Annotated in this window: 9 protein-coding genes; all 9 read right to left on the bottom strand. The window is 69.4% G+C overall.

Annotated elements, in window-relative coordinates; genetic code table 11:
* Positions 1 to 18 precede the first annotated feature (18 nt).
* The gene (locus ACQEVG_RS35195) at positions 19 to 14,346 is read right to left on the bottom strand and encodes a hypothetical protein (protein WP_432991514.1); all 14,328 of its coding nucleotides are present in this window, start codon (positions 14,344 to 14,346) and stop codon (positions 19 to 21) included.
* A 1-nt stretch (position 14,347) separates the two neighbouring features.
* Positions 14,348 to 14,719 carry a hypothetical protein gene (locus ACQEVG_RS35200; protein WP_432991516.1) on the bottom strand — a complete coding sequence of 124 codons (372 nt, stop codon included), beginning with the start codon at positions 14,717 to 14,719 and terminating at the stop codon, positions 14,348 to 14,350.
* 4 nt (positions 14,720 to 14,723) lie between these two features.
* A complete protein-coding gene (locus tag ACQEVG_RS35205; protein ID WP_432991518.1) occupies positions 14,724 to 15,227 on the bottom strand; it encodes a YbaB/EbfC family nucleoid-associated protein in 504 nt (167 codons plus the stop codon).
* Position 15,228: 1 nt separating this feature from the next.
* A complete protein-coding gene (locus ACQEVG_RS35210) occupies positions 15,229 to 18,552 on the bottom strand; it encodes an AAWKG family protein (protein ID WP_432991520.1) in 3,324 nt (1,107 codons plus the stop codon).
* Positions 18,553 to 18,607: 55 nt separating this feature from the next.
* Positions 18,608 to 19,120 (bottom strand): type VII secretion system-associated protein, encoded by a 513-nt coding sequence (locus ACQEVG_RS35215; protein ID WP_432991522.1) that lies wholly within the window; start codon positions 19,118 to 19,120, stop codon positions 18,608 to 18,610.
* Positions 19,121 to 19,270: 150 nt separating this feature from the next.
* The gene (locus tag ACQEVG_RS35220) at positions 19,271 to 19,594 is read right to left on the bottom strand and encodes a WXG100 family type VII secretion target (protein ID WP_432991524.1); all 324 of its coding nucleotides are present in this window, start codon (positions 19,592 to 19,594) and stop codon (positions 19,271 to 19,273) included.
* Positions 19,595 to 19,664: 70 nt separating this feature from the next.
* The gene (locus ACQEVG_RS35225; RefSeq protein ID WP_360864977.1) at positions 19,665 to 20,006 is read right to left on the bottom strand and encodes a hypothetical protein; all 342 of its coding nucleotides are present in this window, start codon (positions 20,004 to 20,006) and stop codon (positions 19,665 to 19,667) included.
* A 139-nt stretch (positions 20,007 to 20,145) separates the two neighbouring features.
* Positions 20,146 to 21,624, bottom strand: coding sequence for a type VII secretion protein EccB (gene eccB, locus ACQEVG_RS35230; protein WP_432991526.1), 1,479 nt, complete (start codon positions 21,622 to 21,624; stop codon positions 20,146 to 20,148).
* A gap of 18 nt (positions 21,625 to 21,642) precedes the next feature.
* Positions 21,643 to 23,043: a type VII secretion integral membrane protein EccD gene (gene eccD, locus ACQEVG_RS35235; protein WP_432991528.1), complete on the bottom strand. Its 1,401-nt coding sequence runs from the start codon at positions 23,041 to 23,043 to the stop codon at positions 21,643 to 21,645.
* Between the last annotated feature and the right edge of the window lie 186 nt (positions 23,044 to 23,229).

The raw sequence follows: 23,229 nt of genomic DNA on the forward strand, positions 1-23,229 counted from the left end.
CTGCCGGACCGCCGGCTGTCAGCCGCTCGGCGGGAGCGGGGGCGGCGGAGGGGTCCAGAGCGCGGCGAAGAAGGGCCCGTCATCCGTCGTGCAGAGCAGAATCGGCACGCCGCCCAGCGGACCGAAGTAGTCGACCCCTTTGCTGCCGTCCACAGTCCGTCTGACGACTGCCAGCCGGATTCCGAGTTCATCGGCCACCAGCGTGGCGACCACCGGGCGGACTGCTTCGGACCAGTCCGCCCGCCGGTTCAGAAGCAGTCGGAACATGTCCATTCGGTCGAGCCCGGCCTCGGCCACCGTAAGAGAGCCCCCCATGAGGACCGCCTGCGTCCGCTGAACCGTCGGCAGCCGCACTTCGATGGCGTCCAGTTCCCCGAGCGACAGCTTGGCACTGGGATCCAGCAGCGGGATGTCGGCGGGTACGTCGGCCGCGGTGATGTGAGTGCTCACCCAGCGACGCAGCGTCGTCGAGGCGTCGGCGGCCGGTCCGCTGCGGCCCAAGGCGGAGGCGAGGGCGGAGACGCTGTCGAAGACCTGAGGCGCGTTCTCCCTCAGGGCATACGCCAGCGCCTCCGTGAAGCGGTCCCCGGCGCCCGCGACCTCGGCGAGCCGGTGCGGGAGCGTATCGGGTGCGGGCGGCGGGGGCGGCAGGGGCGGCTGCACCCGGGCGGGCTCCGGGTCCCGCGGTGCCGGGTCCTGAGGCTGTGCGGGTGTGGTCGGCTCCGCCGCACGCGCCAGTACGGTCAGATAGGTGCCGCCCCGCTCGTAGAGCATCACCTCGGTCAGATCGTCCGGCCCGGTGGCGGCCGGATGACTGTCGAAGCTTCCGTCCTCGTGCACCAGGGTGACGCGCACGCCGAGCACCCCGGCGGCCAACTGGGCTGCCAGCGCGGCGGTGGCCGGATCCCAGCGGCGGCCCGAACGCAGCTGGGACCGGATGAGCGCCGCGGTCTGCCGCTCGTCGAGCCCGGTGCCCGGCGGCAGCGTTCCGCCGCTTCCGTGGAGCGTGTCGAGGGTCGCGGCAGGCAGTCCGGCGTCGCCCACGCCGGGATCGCCGGCGCGGAAGACGGCCTGCGGATCCAGTCGCGCGTCCGACGGCAGTGCCGAAGCGGCGACCGCCATGGCGATGCCGTCCGAGGTTCTCGGGCGGTGCCGCCCCGGCGTGGCCGGACCGGCGGGCAGGGCTGCGGCGAGCGCGGTGTAGAAACGATTTCCGTCCCCCTGAGCCTCGACGAGGTCGTACTCCGCCCCGTCGGGACCCGTGAGGCGGAGATGGTCCGAAGCCGCGTCGAACCGGGGTGTGTTCTGAGCGTCGGACGGCGGCTGCCACGGGGGTGCGGCGTGCGCGGGGCGTACGGGCCCGGCCGGGGTCGCGGCCGGACGTGCCGAGGCGTCCGCGGCGCCGCTGTGGACGAGACCGCGCACCGCGGCCTGGAAGTGCCGGTCGGCCAGATACAGCACGACGGGCGGCGCCCCGGTGTCCGTCGCGGGCGGGAAGGTCTGGAATCGCCCCGCGTCGTCAACGACCGTCACCGGCACCCCGAATGTGCGGGCGGCCAGCGCGGGCAGCAGATCCGCCGCACCGTGGTCCCAGCCCGTGTCGGCCGTCGCTGCTCCCGGCCGCAGCAGCTGGGCTCTTGCCAGGTCCAGCCGGGAATCCGCGGACAGGTCGGTGGAGTGCGGGACGACACCGATGGCGTCGAACTCACGCCGTTCGGGGGTGTCCTCCGCCAAGTCGACTGAAGCCCGGGCGAGTTCAGCAGGGGAGAAGGTGTCCCGCTCGTCGGGCGCGACGGAGTCCAGCAGATCGGCGTTGGCCGGGTCGCGCAGCCGGCCGGCGAGCAGCGTCCGCAGCGCGGACGGATGCCCGGCGAGGGCGGCTGCCGCGCCTGGGCCGTCGTGGCGCACCCCTTCGGCGAGCGCGTGGAAGAACGACTCGCCGTCCGCCGGCACGTCCAGCAGGGTATGGCGCTCGCCGGTCGGGGACGTCAGCGTCGTGATCCCGTTCTCGCCCGTCTCCTTCGTGTACGTGGGTGCCTCCGGGTCGGCCTGGGGATCGGTGAACGTGACCTCGGGGGGCTCGGCCAGGTCCCCGAGCACGGCGCGGCCTTCGGGCGTCGAGTGGAGCACGTGCCAGCGGGTGAGCCGGTCGGCGGCCGACCGCACCTGGTGATACGTGCCGGCGAGTTCTTCCGCCGTGGCCAGCAGCGGGGCGAGCTCCCGCTGGTGGCCCTCGTACACCGTCTGCGCGCGGTGCAGCTCGCCGCCCGCGGCGTCCAGTTGGGTGCGGGCCGCGTCGCGCCGCGCGGTTGCGTCGGCGCGCCGCTGTGCGGTCTGTTCACGCGCCGCCGCGACCATACGGTCGGCCTCGGCGTCCCACTGGCCTGCCCGCGTCCGGTCGCGGTCGAACCGGTCCCTGGCCTCGGCGAGGTCCGCGAGAGCCTCCAGCGCTGCGGGCCCGGTGTCCGGGTCGGGCCCGGCCGCGAGCCCCTCCCGTGCCTCCGCGTCGATCCGTTCGGCCACCGCCTCCGCCTGCCGCAGCGCGGTCTGCGCCTGCTCACGCAAGGAGGTCGCCAGGCCCCGCACTGCGTCGGCCTCAGTGTTCGCGGCAACGAGCGGCCTGCGCGCGATGTCGTACTCGGTCCGGGCCAGCTCGTGTTCGGTTTCGGCCGTCTCGAACTGTCCCTGTGCCGCGGTGAACTTGGTATACGGGGTCGTACCGGCCTCCCGCCGGGCCAGCCAATACGCCTTGTCCGCGTCGGCCCATGCCTTTGACACGGCCTTGACGGCGTCCCAGGCCTTGCCGGCACGCTCGGGGAAGTTTGTGGCGTCGATCAGGCCGAGTTCCCGTGCGACGTCCTCGGCCACCCAGGCGAGAATGGCCGCATCGGTCTGGTACGCCTGTTGCCCCGCATTCCCGAAGTGGGCCGGCGCCAGTGCCTGCAGGGGCGAGATCAGGGCGCGGCCGATCCGGCCGTCCTTGAAGTGCCGGTGCACCGAGGCCACGGTCAGCCAGCTCGCCGGAACGGAGAACAGGAAGGCCCGGCCCTTGACTTCGACCTTCGTGTTGTCGGTGCTCGCCAGGCCGCCGGGCAGGGTGTCGGACCCGGCGGCGTTCGGCCCGGGCAGAGCGGCGCCCGGAGCGACGGTGCCCGCCCGCCCGGCGGGTACCACAGTCACCTCGCCGACCGAGCTGCTCGCGGACTCCGATCCGCTCACCGATTGCGAGCCTTCGGTGGTGCCGCGCCGGGAGTGTTCCATCTTCACGCCGTCGGCCACGGTCAGTAGTTGGGCACGGTCCAGATGCGGTTTGCAGTACACGGTGAGTTGCCCGTCGGCGCCGCCGACCACGCTGTCCTCGATGAGGCCGGGCACCGTGTGACCACCGAGCCCCAGGGCCTTGCCGGCGAAGGAGCTCAGCACCGTGCCCGTGGTGCCCTCCTCCAGGTTGTACGCGGAGCCGGTGCCGATCCGGGTGAGCGGGGTGTCTCCCCTCCACCTGGGGGCGGTCTGCGCGCTGTCGGTGTCCCGGAAGCGGATGTCGTACGCCTTGGCAAGGGCCCGCCCGGCAGCCTCCCTCACCTGCGCCGAGCCGATCACATCGCGGATGACGAAACCGTCTTCCGGCAGGACGAACGGCTTGACGCTGCCGTCCGGATGCCTGACCGCCCGCCAGTTGGCGTCACCGGTGAAAGCCGGCAGCGGCGCCAGGCGCACCGGACCCGGCGCGGGCGGAGTGAAGGGTGTGTCCAAAAGGGTCGTGGCGCCCTGGGCGGGCAGCGTCAGGCTCAGTGAGGTGTGGGTGCGCAACTCGCCCACACCGTCCTCCTGCACCACCCGCTGCTTGCCCCGGAAGGCCGCCGCGACGGGCCCGTGCGCGCTGCCGTCCGTGGTGTCGTCCTGGGCGCCCTCGACCTCCAGGGTCAGCCGCAGCCGGTAGGGCGTGACGTGCTCGGCGTACGGATCGGTCAGCTTCACGCTCCATGCTTCACGGGCCGCCTCGCTGCGGTTCGCCGACCTCGTCACGAGGCTGGACCCCGTTTCGCTGTACGTGGGGCCGACCAGAGGCGCGGCCGTATGTCCGGTCTGGGCGAACTGGGTCGTCGTCAACCCGAGTTGGGGCCCGCGGGTGCGGCTGATGCCGAAGCTCTTCGACTCGGTGGCGGACAGACTGTCCTTGAACTCGGCACTGTGGTCGATGCCGACGAACCGGCTTTCCCCCGGCAGGAGTTCGGCCCGCACCCGCACCTGTCGGCCGCCCACCCGCCCGATGTCCCAGCCCCACCGGCCGATCCGGGCCGGTACCGACGCACCTGCGCCGGACATCTCACCGCGCATCGCCCGCACGACCCGGCCGGAAACCAGCCTGCGTACGGTGTCGCGGTCGGACTCCCTGGCGAACAGCCGGCTCAGCTGCCGGTCGAAATCGGCGAGCACGGCCGCGGTGTTGAGGGCGTTGACCGGATAGCTGCCGAAGCGGCCGGTGGGCAGCCAGCCCTGGGGCGTCCAGAGGTGGTTCGCGTAGCGAGGGACCGGGCCGAAACCGTCCTGGATCAGGCCGAGCTCGACGGCGCTCTTCTCCGGCAGGTGCCCGATCCAGCCGCCGGGCACCAGCACCCTCCGTCCGGCGGCCCCGCCCAGCGACCGGGGCACCAGCGGCGAGTTGGCTGCGGACATCGTGCCCAGCGCGGTCGAGGCGGCCGCGACCTCGTGGTCGGCGTTGCCGCTCACCAGCACTTGGTGGCCGCTGTCGGAGCGGCTCACATCGGCGGACGCGGACAGGTTGAGGGTCTCACCGATCGCCCTGGTGTACGTCCACGGCATGAGCGTCGGGCCGATACCGAGGACGCCGCCGTCCCCGACGGCATGGGTGTTGGCCGCGACGATCGAGCCACCGAACGAGAACGTCAGCGACTTGGTGTTCTTCCCCGCCGTCTGGGTTCCGCCGGTCAGGGTGTGCCCGAGCGCGATCGGCGCGGGTCCCGCCAGTATCCGCAGGCCGCGCAGCACCATGCGGTGGGCCAGTACACCGCTGCGGTTGAGGTAGGGGCCGGGCGCCCACAACCCGCTCACCCGGTAGCCCGCGGGGCCCATGCTCTGATCCGAGTTGGCGGTTAGATACGGGGACTGGAAGACGGTCAGCGCCGCATCGTGCCCCGGCGCGCCCTGCTGGGTCTGATGCCAGGAGCCGCCCGAGGCCCGCTGCAGTACCGCTTCCGCCGCCGCGATCAGTTCGGGCCGGCCCACCACGATGAGGGTCTGGAAGGGATGGTTCTCGTACGGGGCCGGAATCCGCCCGGCAACGGCCCGCATCTGCGCGGGTGAGCCCGTCGCCAACTGGAACGCGTCCGAGTCGTGCATGGGCCGGTCGCGGACCGTGCCGGTCAGAACGCGGTACGGGTGGTCCGCGTCCGGGAGGTCCGGGTCGGCCTCGGAAGAGTGCTCGGCCGGCACGCTCAACAGCACCCGGCCGGTGAGCGCCCCGTCCGCCCCCTCACCTGTCGGCCCGCCGATCAGGGGCCGGTGCCCCTCGCGGAAGACGAAGGCCTGCGTGCCCAGCAGCCCCGCCGATATCGCGCCGCGCAGCAGCCCGGGCAGCCGCCAGTAGCCTCCCCGGCTCGCCGTGACGGACAACTGGTAGCTGAAGAGATGGGGTGGTGCGCTGCTGTCCGCCTCGATGTCCCTGGCCACCGAGGGTCCGAAAGCGCTGCTCTCGTCCCGCTGCCCGCCCCCGGTGCCGCCCAGCGTGAGTGTCCCGGCGTGCATCGAGACACCGATCTCGTTGGCCTTGGTGCCGCGCAGAGTGATCAGCGCCTGGATGCCGCCGTCCGCGCCGTGCGAGACACCGAGCTCACTGTCCAGTTTCTCCCCGCCCGCCGCGCTGAACTCGATCTTCCGGGTGCTGTCGGTGCCTTCGTAGCGGCGCCCCGTCAGTTCCCCGTCGAGCCAGATGTAGCGATAGCCGCGGTGCAGCCGTCCATGCTCGCGCAGATCGATGCGCAGCCCGGTCGTGGTCAGCGCCTCCAGGTTCGCGGCCATGCCGGTCTGCGCCAGCGTCGCGGACACCTCCAGGGCGTTGGACAGGGCCAGCTGGAAGTGGTCGGCATTGCGCCAGCGCGGGTTCGCCGGGTCCAGCTCGGAGAACGGGGCGACCAGATCGGGGTAGGCGCGGGAGGCCTCGGCCAGCACTCGATCCGTGAAGTGGTCGAGGAGGGTGCTGCTGTCCGGACCGTCGGGACCGTCATGGGTGAACTGCCCGTCGGAGAACGTGAACAGCTCCACCCGGCTGACCCCCAGCGTGGGCGGCCGGTTCTCGGTGAGATACGGCGGCGGAAACGGGTCGGGGCGCCCGCCGCGGGAGCGCATCGACGTGCCGTCGTCCCAGCCCGCGAGCCGCCGGGCCTCGGAGCCCGGGATCCGCTCCAGACTCCAGGTGGTGAACTCCTGTACGCCGTACTGGGGCTTGTCCCCGTTCTGCCGCGCAGGAGCGCCACGGTCCCGCCCGGTCCGCTGGACCCGGATGGTCTTCTGCACCAGATACAGGCCGGTGGCGGCTTTGTCTCCTGTCACGCCCGTCGCCTGTACGGAGCCGGAGCCGCCCGTGGTGGAGGCGCGGGAGCTAGTGTGCCCGAACCGCCCCGTGATACCGATCAGCAGCCGCAGATTGAGGCGGGCGTCGTTCAGGCCCATCCACTGGAGCAACGGCCCCACGGTCGGGGCGATCTCCTGCGTGTTGCTCTTGGTCAGCGAGCGGCTGTCGGTCTGGGTGAGCTGGGCCTGGCTCCGCAGTGCGTGCACGACGGAGTCGGTCAGCAGCAGGGCGCGCCGCGAGGTGGCCCGTACGGTGAACACACCGAGCGGCCGGGCGTTCTTGCCGTCGCCGTACAGTGCCGGAGTGGTGATCCGGCCGGTGGCCAGGAGGGGCGCCACGCGCTGGAAGTTGCGGGCGGAGAAGAACGCGTCGAGTTCGCTGTAGGCGCTGCTGCCCGGCTTGGCCCCGATCTGTCCGGCGGCCCAGTCCCTGATGTGCGCGACCGGTCCGTAGTTCTCGGTGCCGACCAGCCGGAGATCGGGCTGGCTGCTGAACTCCAGTGTGCGGGGGATCCGCCCGGGCTTGTTCTCCGCGGTCGTTCCGTCCGGCAGCCGGAGCGCCAGCCCGGACCGGACGGCGAAACCGGTCAGCCGGGGCCGGCCGTTCCTCGACCCCCGCTCAGTGACCGGGTTGCCGTCCGCGTCGGTGACGCTGAAGTCGTAGTACGTGTCATCGAGATGGACGTGGGACGCCCCGGACACCTTGCTCTCCACCTGGGCCGTCGCCTGAGAGTTGAGCGTGTACCCGAGTGAGCGGCCTTGCCCGAATCGCAGACCCAGGCGGGCGAAGACATGCGCCGGTTTGGTCACCGGGAACAGCGGCACCATCGGATTGAACATGCGGGAGGTATTGACCTTCGGGGTCTGACCCGTGGTCAACGCCGTCTGCCACACCTTGCCCAGAGAGGACGGGCCGGCGCCGCCCACGTCGGAGAACTTCTCCCACTGCCCGTACGGCCGCAGCCGGAGCTTGAGCACCCGGGGCCGTCCCTTGCTGTCCGTGTAGGGGAAGTCGCGTCCGTCTCCGACCAGGCCGTCGAGATCGTCTCTCAGCGCGGTGGCGACGTCGGCGAGCAGACCGGTGCCCGAGGGGGACTTGCCACCCGGCGGCTTGGGACGCAGCGCGGGAACCTCGTCGAGCTGCCGCGCGATCTCGTTCAGCGCGAGATCGGTTCCGCGCAGCGTGAAGTCCTTGAGCCCGAACCCCGTGGAACGCGATGCCACATCGGCCGGAAGATCCGGGATCAGGCTGCGTACGGAGTCGCCGAGCGCGGGCATTTGGGTGTTGTCGGAGTAGTGGACCGGCTGCGGCTGCAGGGCCGGTGGGGGCAGTTCGCCGTCGACGCGGGGCGGCCGGCGCAGCTCCAGTTGCCGTTCGATCGGCTTCTGCGCCGCCTCGGACGGCTTGAGGAGGGTGGAGAGGGCGCTGCCCGGGGCAGGACGGGAGTCGGCATGGCTGCCGGCGGAACCGGCCTCCGACTGCGGCGAGGCTGTGACCGGGGCCGACGGGGCTGATGGCGAGCGTGCCGGTTCGGGACCGGGCTGCCTGGTTGTGGGGGGCGGGGGCAGGGGCGTGGTCAGTGGTCGGGTGTGCTGTGCCAGGGTCTCGGCCATTTGCCGGACGGAGAAGGAGCCCTGGAACAGTTTCGCCAGGTCTTTGGTGACGACCGGCGAGAATCCCTGCTCCAGCAGGAGCTTGTGGAGGAGCAGATGGACGTTGACCCGCCGGTTGGCATCCTGGAACGGATGAATGATCTGAAGGGCGCGGACAGCCCTGGCGATCGCCGAGAGTTTCCCGAGATCGTCCGTCGACCGGGCAGCTTCGTCGTAGTACCGGTCAAACGCCTGGTCGACCAGTGCGGGTGCCTCGCCGGGCTGGTAATTGGTCTGCAGAAGCGCCTGGCCGGGCTTGGAGAATCGGTCCAGAGCCGTGATCGGGGAGACCTCCTTAGGCCCCGCCCAGTCGTATGTGGACAAGTCCAGCACCAGCTGTCGCCCGCCGAGTGTCTCCTCGAGGACGTCCTGGCTGAGATCCGCGTTGCGCAACGGGAAGCTGGTCGGCCCGCCGCCCGACCAGCCCGGCTTCTTGTCCAGATACTTGATCACCAGGCTGTGCAGCCTCAGATACAGCCCCGAGTTCATCCGATGCCCCACCCCGCGGGAGGAATCCATTGCCTCCCGATAGGCATCGACCATCCCCTGCCTGAATCCCGGGGACTGCTCACGTTCGTAGATGCCGCCGGGATCCTCGGGATGGAACTCAAGAGCGCGCTCATGGTCCCGCGGGTCGATGAAGAGTTGCCACCAGTCCTTCTCCGGCATGACCGCAGAAAGCCGCAGTGACCGTGAACCGGAAGGCGAAACGGACTCTTCGAACGTCACTTCATCCGACACCGAAGGCCCCGCCGCCCCCATGTCCGGTGCCGGAATCACCTCACCGGCCGGACTCGCAACCACATCCGGCCTCGGCCTCAAGCCGACCGCGAACAACCCGTCGTCCGATTCGTCGGACGGACTCGACGGAACATTGCCCTGCGCCCTCAACGGCACCGCGAACAGACCATCCTCCGAATCCGAGCTCTCGCTGCCGTTCGCCGGAGGCGGGGCCAACGGCGGCAGCGCGGGCGTGGACCCGGCCGCCGAGGTCGAGATCGCGGGCGCGGGATCGTGCGGCTGCGGCCGGTGGGTGTTCTCGACCTGGTCCCAGAACGCCCGGTAGCCGTCGTACAGTTCGTTCTCCCGCTGAGTGCGGTGGACCGGATTCGCCTGCCCGGAGTGAACGGCCACGGGATCGGTGCCGTACAGCCGCTCCAGGATCGGCAGCAGCGCGGGCTCGTGCTGCCGCACCCAGTCAGGGCCGTTGTTCCGCGGCTGGCCCGTGTAGGCGTCTGTCCCGGCGTTCGTCCCGAGGTAGGCGTTGGAGACCTGGGCGAAGTACTCGAACTCGTTGGTGGACGAGTAGTTGTACGTGGGCCGGCCGGCCGTGTTGTAGAGCGGTCCGTCCGGCCATGCTGCGGCGTGCCCGCGGGACAGCTTGTCGTGAAACACATCGGTGATGACCTGCCGGTCCGCGGCGGACAACGCCTTGGTGTGGATCGCGTGCGCGAACTCGTGCGTCGTCGTGGAGTAGCCGTCCGGGTAGAAACCTCCGGGCAGACTCGTGAGCTCACCGAGGAGGTTCTCCTCCGTCACCGCCGACATGAGGCCACCCGCTCCCCGTACGGTGTCCCACGTCCGGCCGTCGGACCCGCCGATCTGCTGTCCTGCCAGGTGGCGGAAGGGGGCCAGCGAGGTCATCGCCTCGCTCTTGGGCACGATGACCACGCGGGCGCCGCGGTTCAGCAGCTCCGCCGCGACCTGAGGGTCGCGCAGCATGCGCGCCATCTGCGCCTGCATCTCGTGCCGAGCCGACACCGGCTGATCCACCCCTGGCGACATCCGCATCATCAGCTGTGCGGCCGCGGCCGCGAACTCCGACGGGGGCAGTGCCGTCCGCAGCGCATCCACCAGCGTGGGATCCACCGCCAGCGACTCGAGTTCGTCGGCCGACAGCAACGCCAGCTCGGACGCCCGCTCGTCGGCAGGCATCCCCGGCAGGCGTGACCTCAGCTCCTCGACAAGTGCCGTGCGCGGTGCGCGGTTGGGAGGAGGCGTGGAGGTGGTCGCAACCGGGGGCGGGGGTTGGGTCGGGTCGGCGGTGGTCTGTCCGCTCGCAGGCGGCGGAGGCAGCGGGGAGGTGAGGGTCCGGGTGTGCTGCGCGAGGATTTCGGCCATCTGGGGTACGGAGTACGAGCCCTGGAACAGTTTCGCAAGGTCTTTGGTGACGACCGGCGAGAATCCTTGTTCGAGCAGGAGTTTGTGCAGGAGCAGGTGGACGTTGACGCGTCGGTTGGCGTCGTGGAACGGGTGGATGATCTGGAGGGCGCGGACGGCTCTGGCGATTGCTGAGAGCTTGCCGAGTTCATCCGTCGAGTTTGCGATTTCGTCGTAGTACCGGTCGAACGCCTGGTCGACCAGTGCGGGTGCCTCGCCGACTCTGTAGTTGGTTTGCAGAAGCGCCTGCCCGGGCTTGGAGAACCGGTCCAGAGCCGTGATCGGGGACACGTCCTTCGGCCCCGCCCAGTCGTATGTGGACAAGTCCAGCGCCAGCTGTCGCCCGCCGAGTGTCTCCTCGAGGACGTCCTGGCTGAGATCCGCGTTGCGCAACGGGAAACTTGTTGGCTCTCCGCCCGACCAGCCCGGCTTCTTGTCCAGATAGTTGATCACGAGGCTGTGCAGCCTCAGATACAGCCCGGAGTTCATCCGGTGTCCCACCCCGCGGGAGGAGTCCATTGCCTCCCGGTAGGCATCGACCATCCCCTGCCTGAATCCCGGGGACTGCTCACGTTCGTAGATGCCGCCGGGGTCCTCCGGGTGGTATTTGAGGGCCCGCTCGTGATCCCGCGGGTCGATGAAGAGTTGCCACCAGTCCTTCTCCGGCATCACCTCGGAAAGCCGCAGTGACCGTGAACCGGAAGGCGAAACGGACTCTTCGAACGTCACTTCGTCCGACACCGAAGGCCCCGCTGCCCCCGTATCCTCCGGTGTCGAAATCACCTCACCGGCCGGACTCGGAGCAACGTCCCTTTCCTGCCTCAAGCCAATCGCGAACAGGCCGTCATCCGAATCCGAGTCCTCGGACGGACTCGACGGAACATTCCCACGCAACCTCAACGGCACCGAGAACAGACCATCGTCCGAATCCGAATCGCTCCCCTTGCCCTGGGACGGCGGGTGAGCGGGGAAGCGGTCGGTGGGCGGGAGCAGGGATGCGGGGTCGGTGGAGGAGGTGGCGATGGCGGCCGGGGCTGACCGCGGGTGGTCGCGCACCACCGGGCCGGAGTCGATGACGTCCTCGATGGTCTGGACGTTGTCGAGCGGCACGGCCGGGCCGGGCAGCGTGTCCAGGTCGGCCATGATCCCGACCGGGTGGACCTGCCCGCCCGCGATCCGGCGGAACAGCGAGGAGTCGTCCTGCATCCGGTCCTTCAGCCCGGTGTAGTGCATCAGCTCATGCAGGGCGGTCGCGTCATTGCGCCGCCGGCGCCGGTCGTACTCGGACGGGTCGAGGGCCGGGTCGTCGGAGTACATCCGGAAGTGGAACTGGTCCGAGTCGGCCGGCTGGTCCGTCGCGCTCAGCTCGATCGCCTCAGGATGATCGGGCGCATGGACGAGGTTCACATCGATGTGGAGCTGGTCGCCGGAGCGCGGCAGCACCAGTCCATGGTTGAAGTGCTCATCGAGCAGACCCCGCATGTGATGCTCGAACTGCCGAAGTTGATCGGCGTGGAATCCGTCGCCGAAACGCACCGGAAGTTCCAGGGTCAGGTTCCGCACCCAGCGGCCGTCGTCTGCCTCAATACGCCGGATCCAGGTACGGATCACCGTGTCGTGCCCCGCCAGAGTGTGGGCCGTACGGTCCGGTCCCAGCGGATCGGCCGCCGGGTCGTACCGCTCGGTCCACAGGGGCGACGCGGGCGCGTCCTGCCGCCGGGGCCTCCACTGCTCCGGGCGTACGGGATCCGGCACCGGGTCGACCATCGCCGGCTGCGAGCGCGGTACGGGGGTGTGGATGGAGGTGTCGTGATGGACGGCGGGGCCGGTGGTCTCGGGATGCGTCGTGGTGCCCGGGGCTGACGTGGTGGCGGGGGCCGTGGACGGTGGCCCCGATTCCGTGCGCGGCCGGATGGGGTCCGCGGAGGTGTGGGCGGGAGTGGTGGCAGGTACACCGCTCCGATCGGGTGCGTGGGTCTCGATGTCCTGCGGAGTCTCGTCCGGCAGCTCCTCCGGAACCGGCTGCCCGGCCGACGACCCGTCGGGCGACGAGGTGGACGAGCCGGCGGGAGTGGGTGCTGGAGTGGCGGAGGGCAGGGACGTGCCGGGCGTGCTCGTGCCGCCCGCGGGCGACGTGGTCTGGTGCGGAGTCGCGGTGGGCGGCAGCGAAAGGTCCTCAGGAGAGTGCGACGGCTCATCGCCCTCCGTCGAACTCGGGGCAGTGGATGTGTCCGGCACGGTGCTCGGGCTCGGGGCCGGACTCGGAACAGGGCTCGGGACAGGGCTCGGGGCCGGACTCGGAACAGGACTCGGAACAGGGCTCGGAGCCGGACTCGGAACAGGGCTCGTACTCCAAGTCGGGCTCGGAGTCGGGCTCGTGACCGGCGGTGTGGTCAAGGCCGGACCGGTGCTCGGTGTCTGGCTGCCGACCGGCGCCGGGAGCGTGCTGCCTGCCGGAGCCGGAAAGACCCCAGGCGGTGTGACCGCGCCCGGAAGCACCGGAGAGGAAACCGGGCTTACGTCGGCGGCGGATCCGGTCGACCCGGTCGCCCCGGCCGCGCCGAGCGGAGGAATCGAGCGGTTCACCGGCGGCGGGGCACTGGAAATTCCGCTCGCGCCCGAGGGGACCAGTCCTGGACCGTACCCGGGCAGTGGAGGGTTGTCGGCCAGATCCGGAAGCGGCGTGGAGCCGGCCGCTCCATTCGCCACCGTGTCAGTGGCGCTGTGCGGACCGGGTACGGGCAAGGGGTTGTTCGGCACCGGATGCAAGGCCGCCGGAGCCGACGTACCGTAGCCGTGTCCCACGCCATTCGGCTGCGGTGTGGGTGGCGGGGGAGGTGTCGCCAGGCTGTTCGGCCCGGAGTCTGCGTAGTCGATACCGCCGCTCACCAAGTCGTTCCGGGGCAGGGGCAAGGGGGTTGCGCTGTCCGAGCCCGTCGAGCCACGGCCCCCGCCACCACCCGAATCGGGCAACTCGTTGTACTCGCTGAAGTTCTGCGGTCCGAAGAACTTGTTGTGCAGGAACAACCCGCCTGCGGCGACGCTGCCCATGACGACGAACTCGGAGATCGCGCTGAGCCCGGCGCCGAGGAAGGTGTCCCACTTCCACTCCCACTTCCCCTCGTAGGCGCCGTTGACGATGAACTCGGCCCCGGTCTCGCCGATGCCTTCGGACAGGAACTCCTGCCCCATCCGGCTGCCGCCCCACGCCCACTTGTTGTCGCCGAAATCGTTGAAGTAATTCTTGAAGAACTTGTTGAACGCGCCCGACAGGCCGCCGATGAAGAAGCCGGCGAGCGCACCGGCCGCCGCGGACTTGCCGATGTCACCCCAGTCGATCCCGTCCGGCCGGCGGTCGCCTGTGTTGAGCGACAGCATGGCCAGCCGCACCGCGAAGGTGGTGAACGCCTCCTGCAATGCCTCACTGAAGGCAGGCAGCAGATTGGTGCTCCTGAGCAGCCGGTCCAGAATCAGCAGAACGGTGAAGCGAGTCCTGGACTTGGCGAGCGCCGCCTCCCCGAACGAGAGACCACCGGTGAAGAAGGCCATCGCCGCGATAAAGGCCAGCTCTATCAACAGCTGGATGATCTCGGCGATGATCTCCCACTTGGACTCCATGATCTTTCTGGACTGCTCGACCTGTCCTTCTGCCAGGGCATCGAGCTGCTGGATGAACTCCTCGAAGTGGTCCACCCCGTTAGTGCCGGTGAGCGTCGACATCGCCTGGACGTACTGCTCCGCGACCTGCGGCGGCAGAGCTCCCTGAACGCTGGACACGGAGTCCGTGATCCTGTTGCGCAGGTCCATGAGCCGGTCCGCGAAGTCCAGGAACGGAACGCTGCTTCCGTACGCCAGGTCCGAGTTGGCCTGCAACGGCCGGTCGCCCAGGAGGACGAACAGCATGTCCCTGACTTCGTCGCTGAACTCGATGTCGGCCGGCACGTCAGCGCTTTCCGCCGCCCCCGCCGTCGGCGCCGATGCCCTTTGTGGCCGCGAGCGCCGCGTCGATGTTCTCCTGCGCGAACCCCTGCGCGCCGCTGATCTCCTTGAGCTCCAGGAGACGCCCGTTCACGATGGATTCGACAGCCTTGGCGATCGCTCCGCCGGTCTCCGTGACACCGAGCACGCTCTTGTCGAACTTGGCGCCGACCTCGATCGCGTACTCGTCGTCCACACCCTCCCAGCCGTTGTACGCCGCAATGGCCGTCGTGAACTCCCCGACCATGGCCAGGGCCTGGTGGGCGATGGCCTCGATCTCGCCGATCGCTGCCTGGATTCGACCCGGGTCCGCCTCGTAGGCATCGGACGCGACCATCGCGCTACCGCCCTTCCGCGTGCCCGCGGGCGGCGCGGCCCGGGGGCCGTGGGCTGGTTTCGTCGCCGGCGTCCTCGTGGATCTCGTCGCGCAACCGGCCGGCGCCCGCTCGGCCGGGAACGCCGTCCGCCGCGGTGGCCGACAGCGGCCCGAAAATCCTCTCCCACTCGATACCGGAACCCGCCACCTCCGGCAGGCGGCCGGCGCGCTCGGAGAGGGGCTGGAAGGCGTCGAGCACGAGCCGGGCCATCCGGGTGCGTCCCTCCCGAACGGCCTCCAGCACGGCGGCCGACAGTTGCGCGGATCCCATGTTCCGGTACTTACCGTCCAGGAACCGTATCTGCGTCAGCTCGCCCTGCGGCCCGACCGTGACCTCGACGGAGCGGTCCCGCGAGCGCACCGTCGCCGAGGCCGAGCGCATGCTCTCCTCGGCCTGCGCCACCGCCGCGTGGGTCCGCTTGAGTTCCGCCATGGCCTCGGTCAGGCGCTCCTGCATGGATTCCGTCACGTCAGTCCCTCCCAAGGGCGGCTGGAGCCCCGCCCTCATCGGTGCCCCATACGTCCTCGTCCTCGGCAACCCACGACTCCCTGTCGCGGTCGCTGCTCTGCGTCTGCGGCTGACCGCCACCGCCCGGTGAACCCGCCATCGGAGGCATGAAGGGCGTGCCGGCGTTGCTGGTCGCCATCCCTCCCCGCTGAGCCGCGCCCACCTCTTCGTACGCGGAACGCCCGGCACCGGACGCCGGGCGCCGGCGTGTGACGACCTGCTGCCCGTCGTCCAGCACGTTGCGCACTCGTTCGCCGTCGCTGCCCCCGCTGGTCGTGCCATTGATCCGGGTGCCCATCGGCAGCATCGGGCTGCCGCCCCCGCCCGGTGCGCCATAGCCGCCGGAATCCTGGGCCGTGGCCCCGAGGCCGGCCGGGGTGAGGGGCGAGCCCAGGTCGTCGGAGTAGTCCGGCAGCGTGTCGAACAACTCCTCCTCGTAGTTCGGGAAGTACGAGGAGGGGCCGGACTGGTGCGGATTGCCCGGGTGGCTGGGCAGCGAGTGTCCGGGCTCGATCGGTGAGGTGACGGATGTGCCGTCGGGGAACATCGTCGTTGTCGTGCCCTTGGCGGGGTCGACGACGGTGGAGCTCCCGTCGGGGAAGTCCGTGGTCAGCGTGTGGTCGGGGTTGAGCGTCGTCCAGCTGCCGTCCTTGTTGTGCAGCGACTCGCCGGGAGCGAGATCGCTGATCTCGCGGCTGCCGTCGGGCAGCCCCACCGTGGTCTCGCCGGTCGCCGGGTCGACCGTGGTGTAACTCCCGTCGGGGAAGTTCGTGGTGACCGTGCCGTCGCGATTGAGGCTCGTCAGCCCGCCCTCGGAACCGGGTACCGAGTCCGGTCCGCCAAAGGGGGGCTCCCACGACCTGCCGCCGGGGGCCAGGGCCTCGCGACGCTGCTGGTCGTAGCGGCTCTCGGCCTCGGACTGCCGCTGCTCCTGCTTCCGTTCCTGCTCGGCCTGCAGCTGGTCCTGCCTTGCTTGCTGTTCGGCCTGTTTCTGTTCCTGTTCGGCCTGGAGTTGTTCTTGCCGGGCCTGCTGTTCGCCTTCCTTCTGCTCCTGTTTGGCTTCCTGTTCGGCCTGTTTCTGCTCCTGTTCGGCCTGGAGTTGTTCCTGCCGGGCCAGCTGCTCCGCTTCCTTGCGCTCCTGCTTGGCTTCCAGCTCCGCCTGCTTCGCTTCCTGCTCCCGCTCTTTCTCCTGCTGCTTTGCCTCTTGCTCCTCCTGCTTCGCCTGGTATTCGGCCTCGGTCCTGATCTGACGCTGCTGCTGTTCCTGCTCCTTCTCCTCCTGCTCGGCCTCCAGTTCGGCCTGCTTCTGTTTCTGCTCGGCTTCCTTCTGCTCCTGCTTCGCTTCCTGCTCCCGCTCCTTCTCTTCCTGCTTGGCCTCCAGTTCCTGCTGCTTGGCTTCCTGTCTGGCTTCCTGCTCGGCCTGCTTCGCCTCTTGCTCGCGTTCTTTCTGAGCCTGTTCCTGTTTCTGCTGCTCCCGGTCCGCCCGCGCCAGATTGGTGGCGATGACCTGCTGCTGCTCCTGCTCGGCTTCCTTCTGCTCCTGCTTGGCTTCCTGCTCGGCCTGTTTCTGTTCCTGTTCGGCCTGGAGTTGCTCCTGCCGGGCCTGCTGTTCGGCTTCCTTCTGCTCCTGTTTGGCCTCTTGCTCGGCCTGTTTCTGTTCCTGTTCGGCCCGGAGCTGCTCCTGCCGTGCTTCCTGTTCGGCTTCCTTCTGGTCCCGTTCGGCCTTGGCCTGCTCTTGCTCGGCTTTCTGTTCCGCCTTCGCTGCTGCCGCCTCGGCTTTCTGTTCGGCCTTTTCGGCTTCGCGTTCGGCCTTGGCTTGCGCCACCTCCGCGTCGTGTTCGGCTTTTGCCGCTGCGGCGGCTGCTTCCTGTTCGGCCTTTTCTGCCTCACGTTCGGCTTTGGCCTGCGCCACCTCCGCGTCGTGTTCGGCCTTTGCTGCTGCCGCGGCTGCCGCCGCCTCGGCCTTGTCCGCATCACGCTCGGCCTTCGCCGCCGCAGCGGCGGCCTCCGCGTCGGCCTTGTCCTTGTCGGCCTTGTCGGAGGCGTACTCCTGACTCAGGTTCGTGCTGACCGTCGTGATGGGGGCGAAGGTCTGGCCGTTCCAGGAATTCTGCACATCGACGATGGCCTGCTTGCCCGCGACCACCAAGGTGTCGACGACAGACTGCTGCCATCTCCTGATCGCCTCCTCGCCGATCTTCTTCCAGGTTCCTTTGTCCTCCAACGCGCCCCAGTCGAGGTATCCGCCGCTGAATCCGTCGAACTTGACCTGGTGGTGACCCGTTGTTCCTGCCCGGCCGGCGGAGGTCACCTTGAAGCGGACCTTCTTGATGTTGTTGTTCCACACCTCTTCGCTCACGTCGAGCAGCACATCGTGCAGCCAGCGCAAGGGGTTTCCCGTGAGCAACTGCCAGCTGTCCCAGGTGTTGAACAGATTCTGGCCGGCCGTTTGGACCACCTGTCGGAAATCCCTGAGGTCCTGGCCGTATCGGGAGGTGGCCTCGGTGGCGAGAGGAAGCTGATCGCTGTACTTGTCGTAATTGCGGGCGAGGCCGTGGACCAGGTCGCGGAACACGCCGGCGGCCTGGCCCTTCCACGAGGCCTCTTCCGTACCGAGGTCGAATTCCCAGTCCTGAAGCTCTCGGTGCTGCGTGCGGAAGAAGGTCGCCGCCCTGTCGAACGCGTCGGCCGCCTCCTCGAAGGACTTGAGATTCACCGCGTTCTTGTTCTCCACCCGGAGGTCGTTCCACGAGAATCCGATGGTGGACTGCGCCTCTCCCAACAGATGATCGAGAGCCTTTCCACCTCCGTAGCTGTACTGGGAGAGCGCCTTGTTGCTCCACTCCTGGTGCGCGTCGAGGCCGTCGAATTCCTTGTCGTTGTTGCTCTTGAAGTCACTGCCCAGGACCGCGCCGCCGGCCGGTGGCGCGTCTGTCGAGGTGGTTCCCAAGAGGGTGATGCGCGCCTTCTTCATGACGACCTTGGTCCCGACGGACGCGGTCGTGATCGGGCCGTGCTTCCCGGAGTAGAACGGGATCACGAAGTCGGTGTTCTCGATGCGCCACCCTGAGTTCTGGGCCCGCCACCCCAGGGAGTCCGCGGCCTCGACGACGGCGTTCGACGGTTCGCCGTCGTAGTCGGAGAACTCGATCTTCATCAAGGGGATGCCCTGGTTTCCCAGCAACTTGTCGAAGAGCGATTCCCGCAGAGGCATCTCGTACCCCGTAAGCAGCTTGACCGCGAGATGCCAGTAGTCGTCTGTCGAGTACGCGGGGTGGACAGCCACGGGGGGAACCTCCTGGTGAGAGCGGATGGATCACGGGTGGTGGCGAGCGAGCGCCTTACGAGTTGCTGTCGTCCCCGTCGCCGCCGTTCCCGCCGCCCTTGTTGCCGCCCAGGTCGTCCGCGGTGTCCTCGAAGATGTCGAGGAACTTCTTGCCGTCGACATTGGTCAGGTTGGCATCCTGAGTGCTGAGCAGCGAGTCGATGGTCTCCTGGAGGTTCTCCTCGATGTCCGCGAACAGCTGTGTCTGCTCCTTGAGGATCTTGACGATTGACGCGGCCGCCTTCACGATGCCCTGGTTCAGGTCCTTGCCCTTGCCGCCCAGGTTGTCCGGCAGCGCCATGAATCCGATGGCCAGGGGCTTTCCGGTGCCGTAGGAGTCGAACTCGGCGCCCGGATCGATGTCGCCGTCTCCCAGGAGCGTGGCCATCGCGGGCCCGAAGTGGGGGTCGTCCACCCCCAGCTTCCGGATCTCTTCCTTGAAGGGCAGAACGCGGTTGGCGAGGAATTGTTCAAGCCCCGCCTTGTCCATGGCCAGCTTGCCCGTGCTCGGATTCGGGTCGTTCGCCATGCTCTCTCCTCTGCAGCTTCCGGCTCACCCGGCCCGGCGCCGGATCTGCGTTCCGGTGGTGTTGCTCGCGCGCCGGCCGGCCCGGGGGACCGGGCGGCCGGCGCGCAGCGACCGTCCGCAGCGACACCGGGGGTGTGCCGCTCGACGGCGTCAGCGGCCGATCTTCACCGAACCCCACATCTGCGTGAGGGAGCCCTCGCTGTAGCGGTAGCTCTCGGAGACGTCGGTCAGCAGCGCGGAGTGCTTGGTGAGGAGGTCCTCCATCGCCTTCACGGCGTTGTCCCAGGCCTGCTGCTTCTGGGTGTAGACATCGCGGTCGTCACCGATCCAGGTGTTGCGGAGTTCGCCCAGTTCCATTTCCAGATTGGACAGCGTGGTCGCGATCGCCTTGGTCTGCTGGACCATGTCGTCGGCCGCGTTGTTCATGTGCGAGTAGTCGACGTAGATGTATCCGTCGCTGAAGTTGTCCGTCATGGGAGCCGTCCTCGGGTCGCCGCGGGTGTACGGGGTGGGCGGACAGGCCGCACGCGCGGCCTGCGGGCCGTCAACCGGTCAGCGTGTCGAAGACCGACTCGGACTGGTTGTACGCGGTGTTGATCTGCTCGTTCGAGGAGCCCTGCTGGAGCCCGTGCTCGGTGAGCGTCTGGTTCAGCGTCTCGATCATGTCCTGGACGTTCTTCAGGATGACGTCGGCCTGTTCCTCCCATGCGGTGATCAGGCCCTGGAAGGCGCTGCCGTCACTGCCCTGGTAGCCGGAGGACAGGTTGAACTTCGTGGCCTCGACGTCCTGACGGCTCTTGACGATGCCGCTGAAGGCCATTTCCAGGGCCTGAACGCCATTCCGTGTCGCGTGCTCGGCCGACTGCTGCATTCCGTTGGCAGACACGTGTGCCCCTCTCGTGGTCGACCTGCCACCGGGCCTCTCGCGCCGGGCGGCGCGTACAGCCGAGCATGACCAGCCCGGCTGTTCCGGTGACCGGAGGCTAGGACGGGGCGTTTGCTTTTACGGCTTCAAAGGCATGCCGCTACCTTGTCGCGATCTTGTCGTCCCAGTCGCAGCGAGGCGCGGTGGCACTGCTGCGCCCCTGCTCGGCGGCGCGTGGGGACAGGTCGGGACCGGACGGCAACATGGCGAGCAACAGCGAGGGGAGGCCCAGGACTTCGGCCTTCTCATAGCCGAGCGCCTTGACCGCGTCAGCCGTCGCGATCCGGTACTTCACCCCTGTGTCCGTCACCAGGTACACGGTGCTGCCCAACTTCCCGCCTCCGGCACCGAGCGCATGGATCAGTGCCCCGCCGCCCGGCGGCACGGTGACGCGGTCGACGGGGAGGCAAGCGGCGGACACACCTTCAACCGCCGTCTGGACGGCCGGCCCCAGCGAGGGCTGGGTGGCGAGACTGATGCTGGTCCTCGGTCCCTTGTCGCCCCGGCTGTCGGGAGTGATCTGCACACAGGGGCCGTGCTCCACGGGTACGCCAACGGCCTTGGGGGGTGCGTCCGGCAGTCGGCCAGGACCATCGGACTCGGCGGTACGAGGAGCCAGCCGGCCCCGGAGCGCGTGGGAGCCGATCGTGGTGATGGTGGGGGAGGCGCCCTCGTAGGCCAGTTGCCTGGTGCGGGCATCGCCGAGCACCAGCGCGGCCAGGGTCGAGGTCAGCGGGGCCAGTCCGTCGCGCCGCAGGAGGTACAGCTGTGAGCCCGATCCGGGGACGGACACCGTGAAGACCTGCCCGACCCTGGTGGCACGGCCGCCCAGTTCGGCGGCGGGCTCACCGAGACCGGTAGTGGTCGGTGGGGTCAGGTCGGGGCCGGAGGGGAGCGCGCTCAGGAGTGCCCCGGACACCTTCACCGGGGTGACGGAGCCGTAGCCGAGCGCCTCGGGCGCGCCGGCCCTCCGGTCGAGGCGCAGCCGGCTCCCGCCCCACAGCAGATAGTCGGCGCCGTCGGGCCCGGAAACCAGCACGCCCTGGTGCTTGTCCAGGGGCGTGCCCACGGTCTTGCGGCCCACCGCGAGCGTGCCGGCCGTCTTGCCGTCCACGGTGGGGATGGAGCACACCTGCCAGGGATCCGGGCTGAGTTGACCGGCACCGGGCAGCGAGTCGGGGGCTCCCAGGATGCCCACCGGTGCGCCGTGCGGAGTTCCGTTCAGCGAAGCCGAGCCGACGGTCGCGGCTTTGAGGTCCGCGCCGCCGAGCAGCCGGGCCGACGCGTAGTTGCGTACCGGACGCAGCCGGCCGTCAAGGTACAGATAGCGGGAGCCCGTCTGCTTCTCGACGATGAGATCGCCCGAGCTCCGCCAGGATCCCTTCGTACCGGGCGACAGCAGGCCGAAGACGAAGGCTCCGGCCGAGACGAGCACGGCGAAGATCACTCCGAGGGCGATACCCCGGTTGGTGCGTCCCTGTGGGCTCTCCGGTGCGTCCGGGTCCGCGCGCAGCATTCCGGAGGTGAGGCGGCCCATGAGAAACATGTGGGCCTGTACCTGGTCGCGTTTGTTCTGCATCGTTCCCTTTTCCCGGCGTCAGCCGTTGAGTCCCCGCAGATATCCGTAGACGCCAAGCACCCACAGGGCCATGGGCAGCATGGCGATGGCGGTGGCCGAGTGCAGCAGCTCCGCGGCGCGGCCCCAGTAAGGGACCAGCCGCCGGCCCGGAACGGTCCAGGCGGCGATGGCGAGCGCGGCGGTGACCGAGAGCAGGGAGGCTGTCAGGAGCAGTCGTCCTGTCGGCGAGAACGTGACGACGGCGGAGTACACCAACAGGGCGGCCCCGGCGGCGGCGGGGCCGAGCAGGGCGAGCCGTTGCAGGGTGTTGCCCAGGCCTCGGCTGTGCAGGAGCAGGAGAGTTGAGAGTACGCCGATCATCAGGATCTCGGCCAGCCCCGGTTCGGTGGCCAGCCCGACCAGCGTGGCGGCGCACACCGCTCCGGTGGCTCCGTACAAGCCCGTCATCCACCCGTCGGCGACCACGGCGCGGGCGGCGACGGCCGACGGGGAGTGGGGTTCGATGCCCTCCTGGAGCTGCTGGGCGTTCGTCGGGAGCGGGGGCATGCGCAGTCCGGCCAGCCGGAACGACAGACTGGGTACGAAGGCGCCGAAGACGACGGCGAGCAGTGCGATCAGCCCTGCCGCGTGGGCCGGTGCCAGATCCGCCGCGACGATCAGCGCGCCGGCGAGCGCGCAGGCCGAGGCGATCACCGCGGCGGCGACGAACAGCGCGGCGAAGGAGGCGACGACCGCGACCGCCAGCATCGCGCCACCCGCGGCTGCCGCGCCGGACGCCAACAGCCGTGAGCCCAGCACCTCATGGGCGTGCGGGCCGGTCAGCGCACCGCCCGTTACCAGCCACCCGGCCAGCGCCAGGCAGCACACTGCGGGCAGGCCGAGTGCCGCGCCGGCACCGGCGTCTCCGACGGCGCGGCTGGCCGAACCGGCTCCGGCGAGCAGCAGTAACGCGGTGGCGGCGGCGCCCAACGCCCGTATGTCCGCGGAGAATCCGGGTATCGCGAGCACCACGAACGCGGCGGCCGATGCGGCTGCCGCAAAGGCGAGCAGCAGTCGTCGGGAGATCTGCGGCGTCCAGCTGTAGGGGCGGTCCTGCATGGTGGTGGCGATGCCGTCCACCAGATCGTCGAGCCGTACTTCCGGCAGCGCGTCGGTGTGCGGCCGCAGGTAGACGGTGTCGCCATCCCGCAGGCCGAGGGAGTCCAGGCTGCTCTCCTCGTCGAGGCGTTCTCCGTCCAGCCGTTGGAGCAGCCAGCCTCCGTGCTCCAGGCCGCTTTCCGCCAGATTCTCACCGGCGTACTCCACCAGGGTGGGCAGCAGGTCGATCACGGGGATGTCGGCGGGTACCGCCAGGTCGATCAGCTTCTCGGGTGCGTGCACCGTGAGGCGGCACAGCGCTGCGACTGTGTTGTCTGTCATGGATTGCTCACGATTCTCGATGTGCCGTGGCCACCGAACGGGCCGACGGACCGACGTGATGGATCAATCGTTGGACGTGCGCGGGAATCGGCTGCACACTACTTGCTGAACGTCTGCTCCTGTACGGGCCCCGATGCGGCACAGCCGCCGGTGGGGCCTGGCGCACCGCACCGTATCTCCCGCCGG

The sequence above is a fragment of the Streptomyces sp. CA-135486 genome (assembly GCF_050936555.1).
Lineage (GTDB): Bacteria > Actinomycetota > Actinomycetes > Streptomycetales > Streptomycetaceae > Streptomyces.

Excerpts from the sequence above, each read along its gene's own strand:
- ACQEVG_RS35200 (WP_432991516.1), bottom strand. The coding sequence starts at position 14,719 with ATGGTCGCGTCCGATGCCTACGAGGCGGACCCGGGTCGAATCCAGGCA.
- ACQEVG_RS35215 (WP_432991522.1), bottom strand. The coding sequence starts at position 19,120 with ATGGCGAACGACCCGAATCCGAGCACGGGCAAGCTGGCCATGGACAAG.
- ACQEVG_RS35220 (WP_432991524.1), bottom strand. The coding sequence starts at position 19,594 with ATGACGGACAACTTCAGCGACGGATACATCTACGTCGACTACTCGCAC.
- eccB (WP_432991526.1), bottom strand. The coding sequence starts at position 21,624 with ATGCAGAACAAACGCGACCAGGTACAGGCCCACATGTTTCTCATGGGC.
- eccD (WP_432991528.1), bottom strand. The coding sequence starts at position 23,043 with ATGACAGACAACACAGTCGCAGCGCTGTGCCGCCTCACGGTGCACGCA.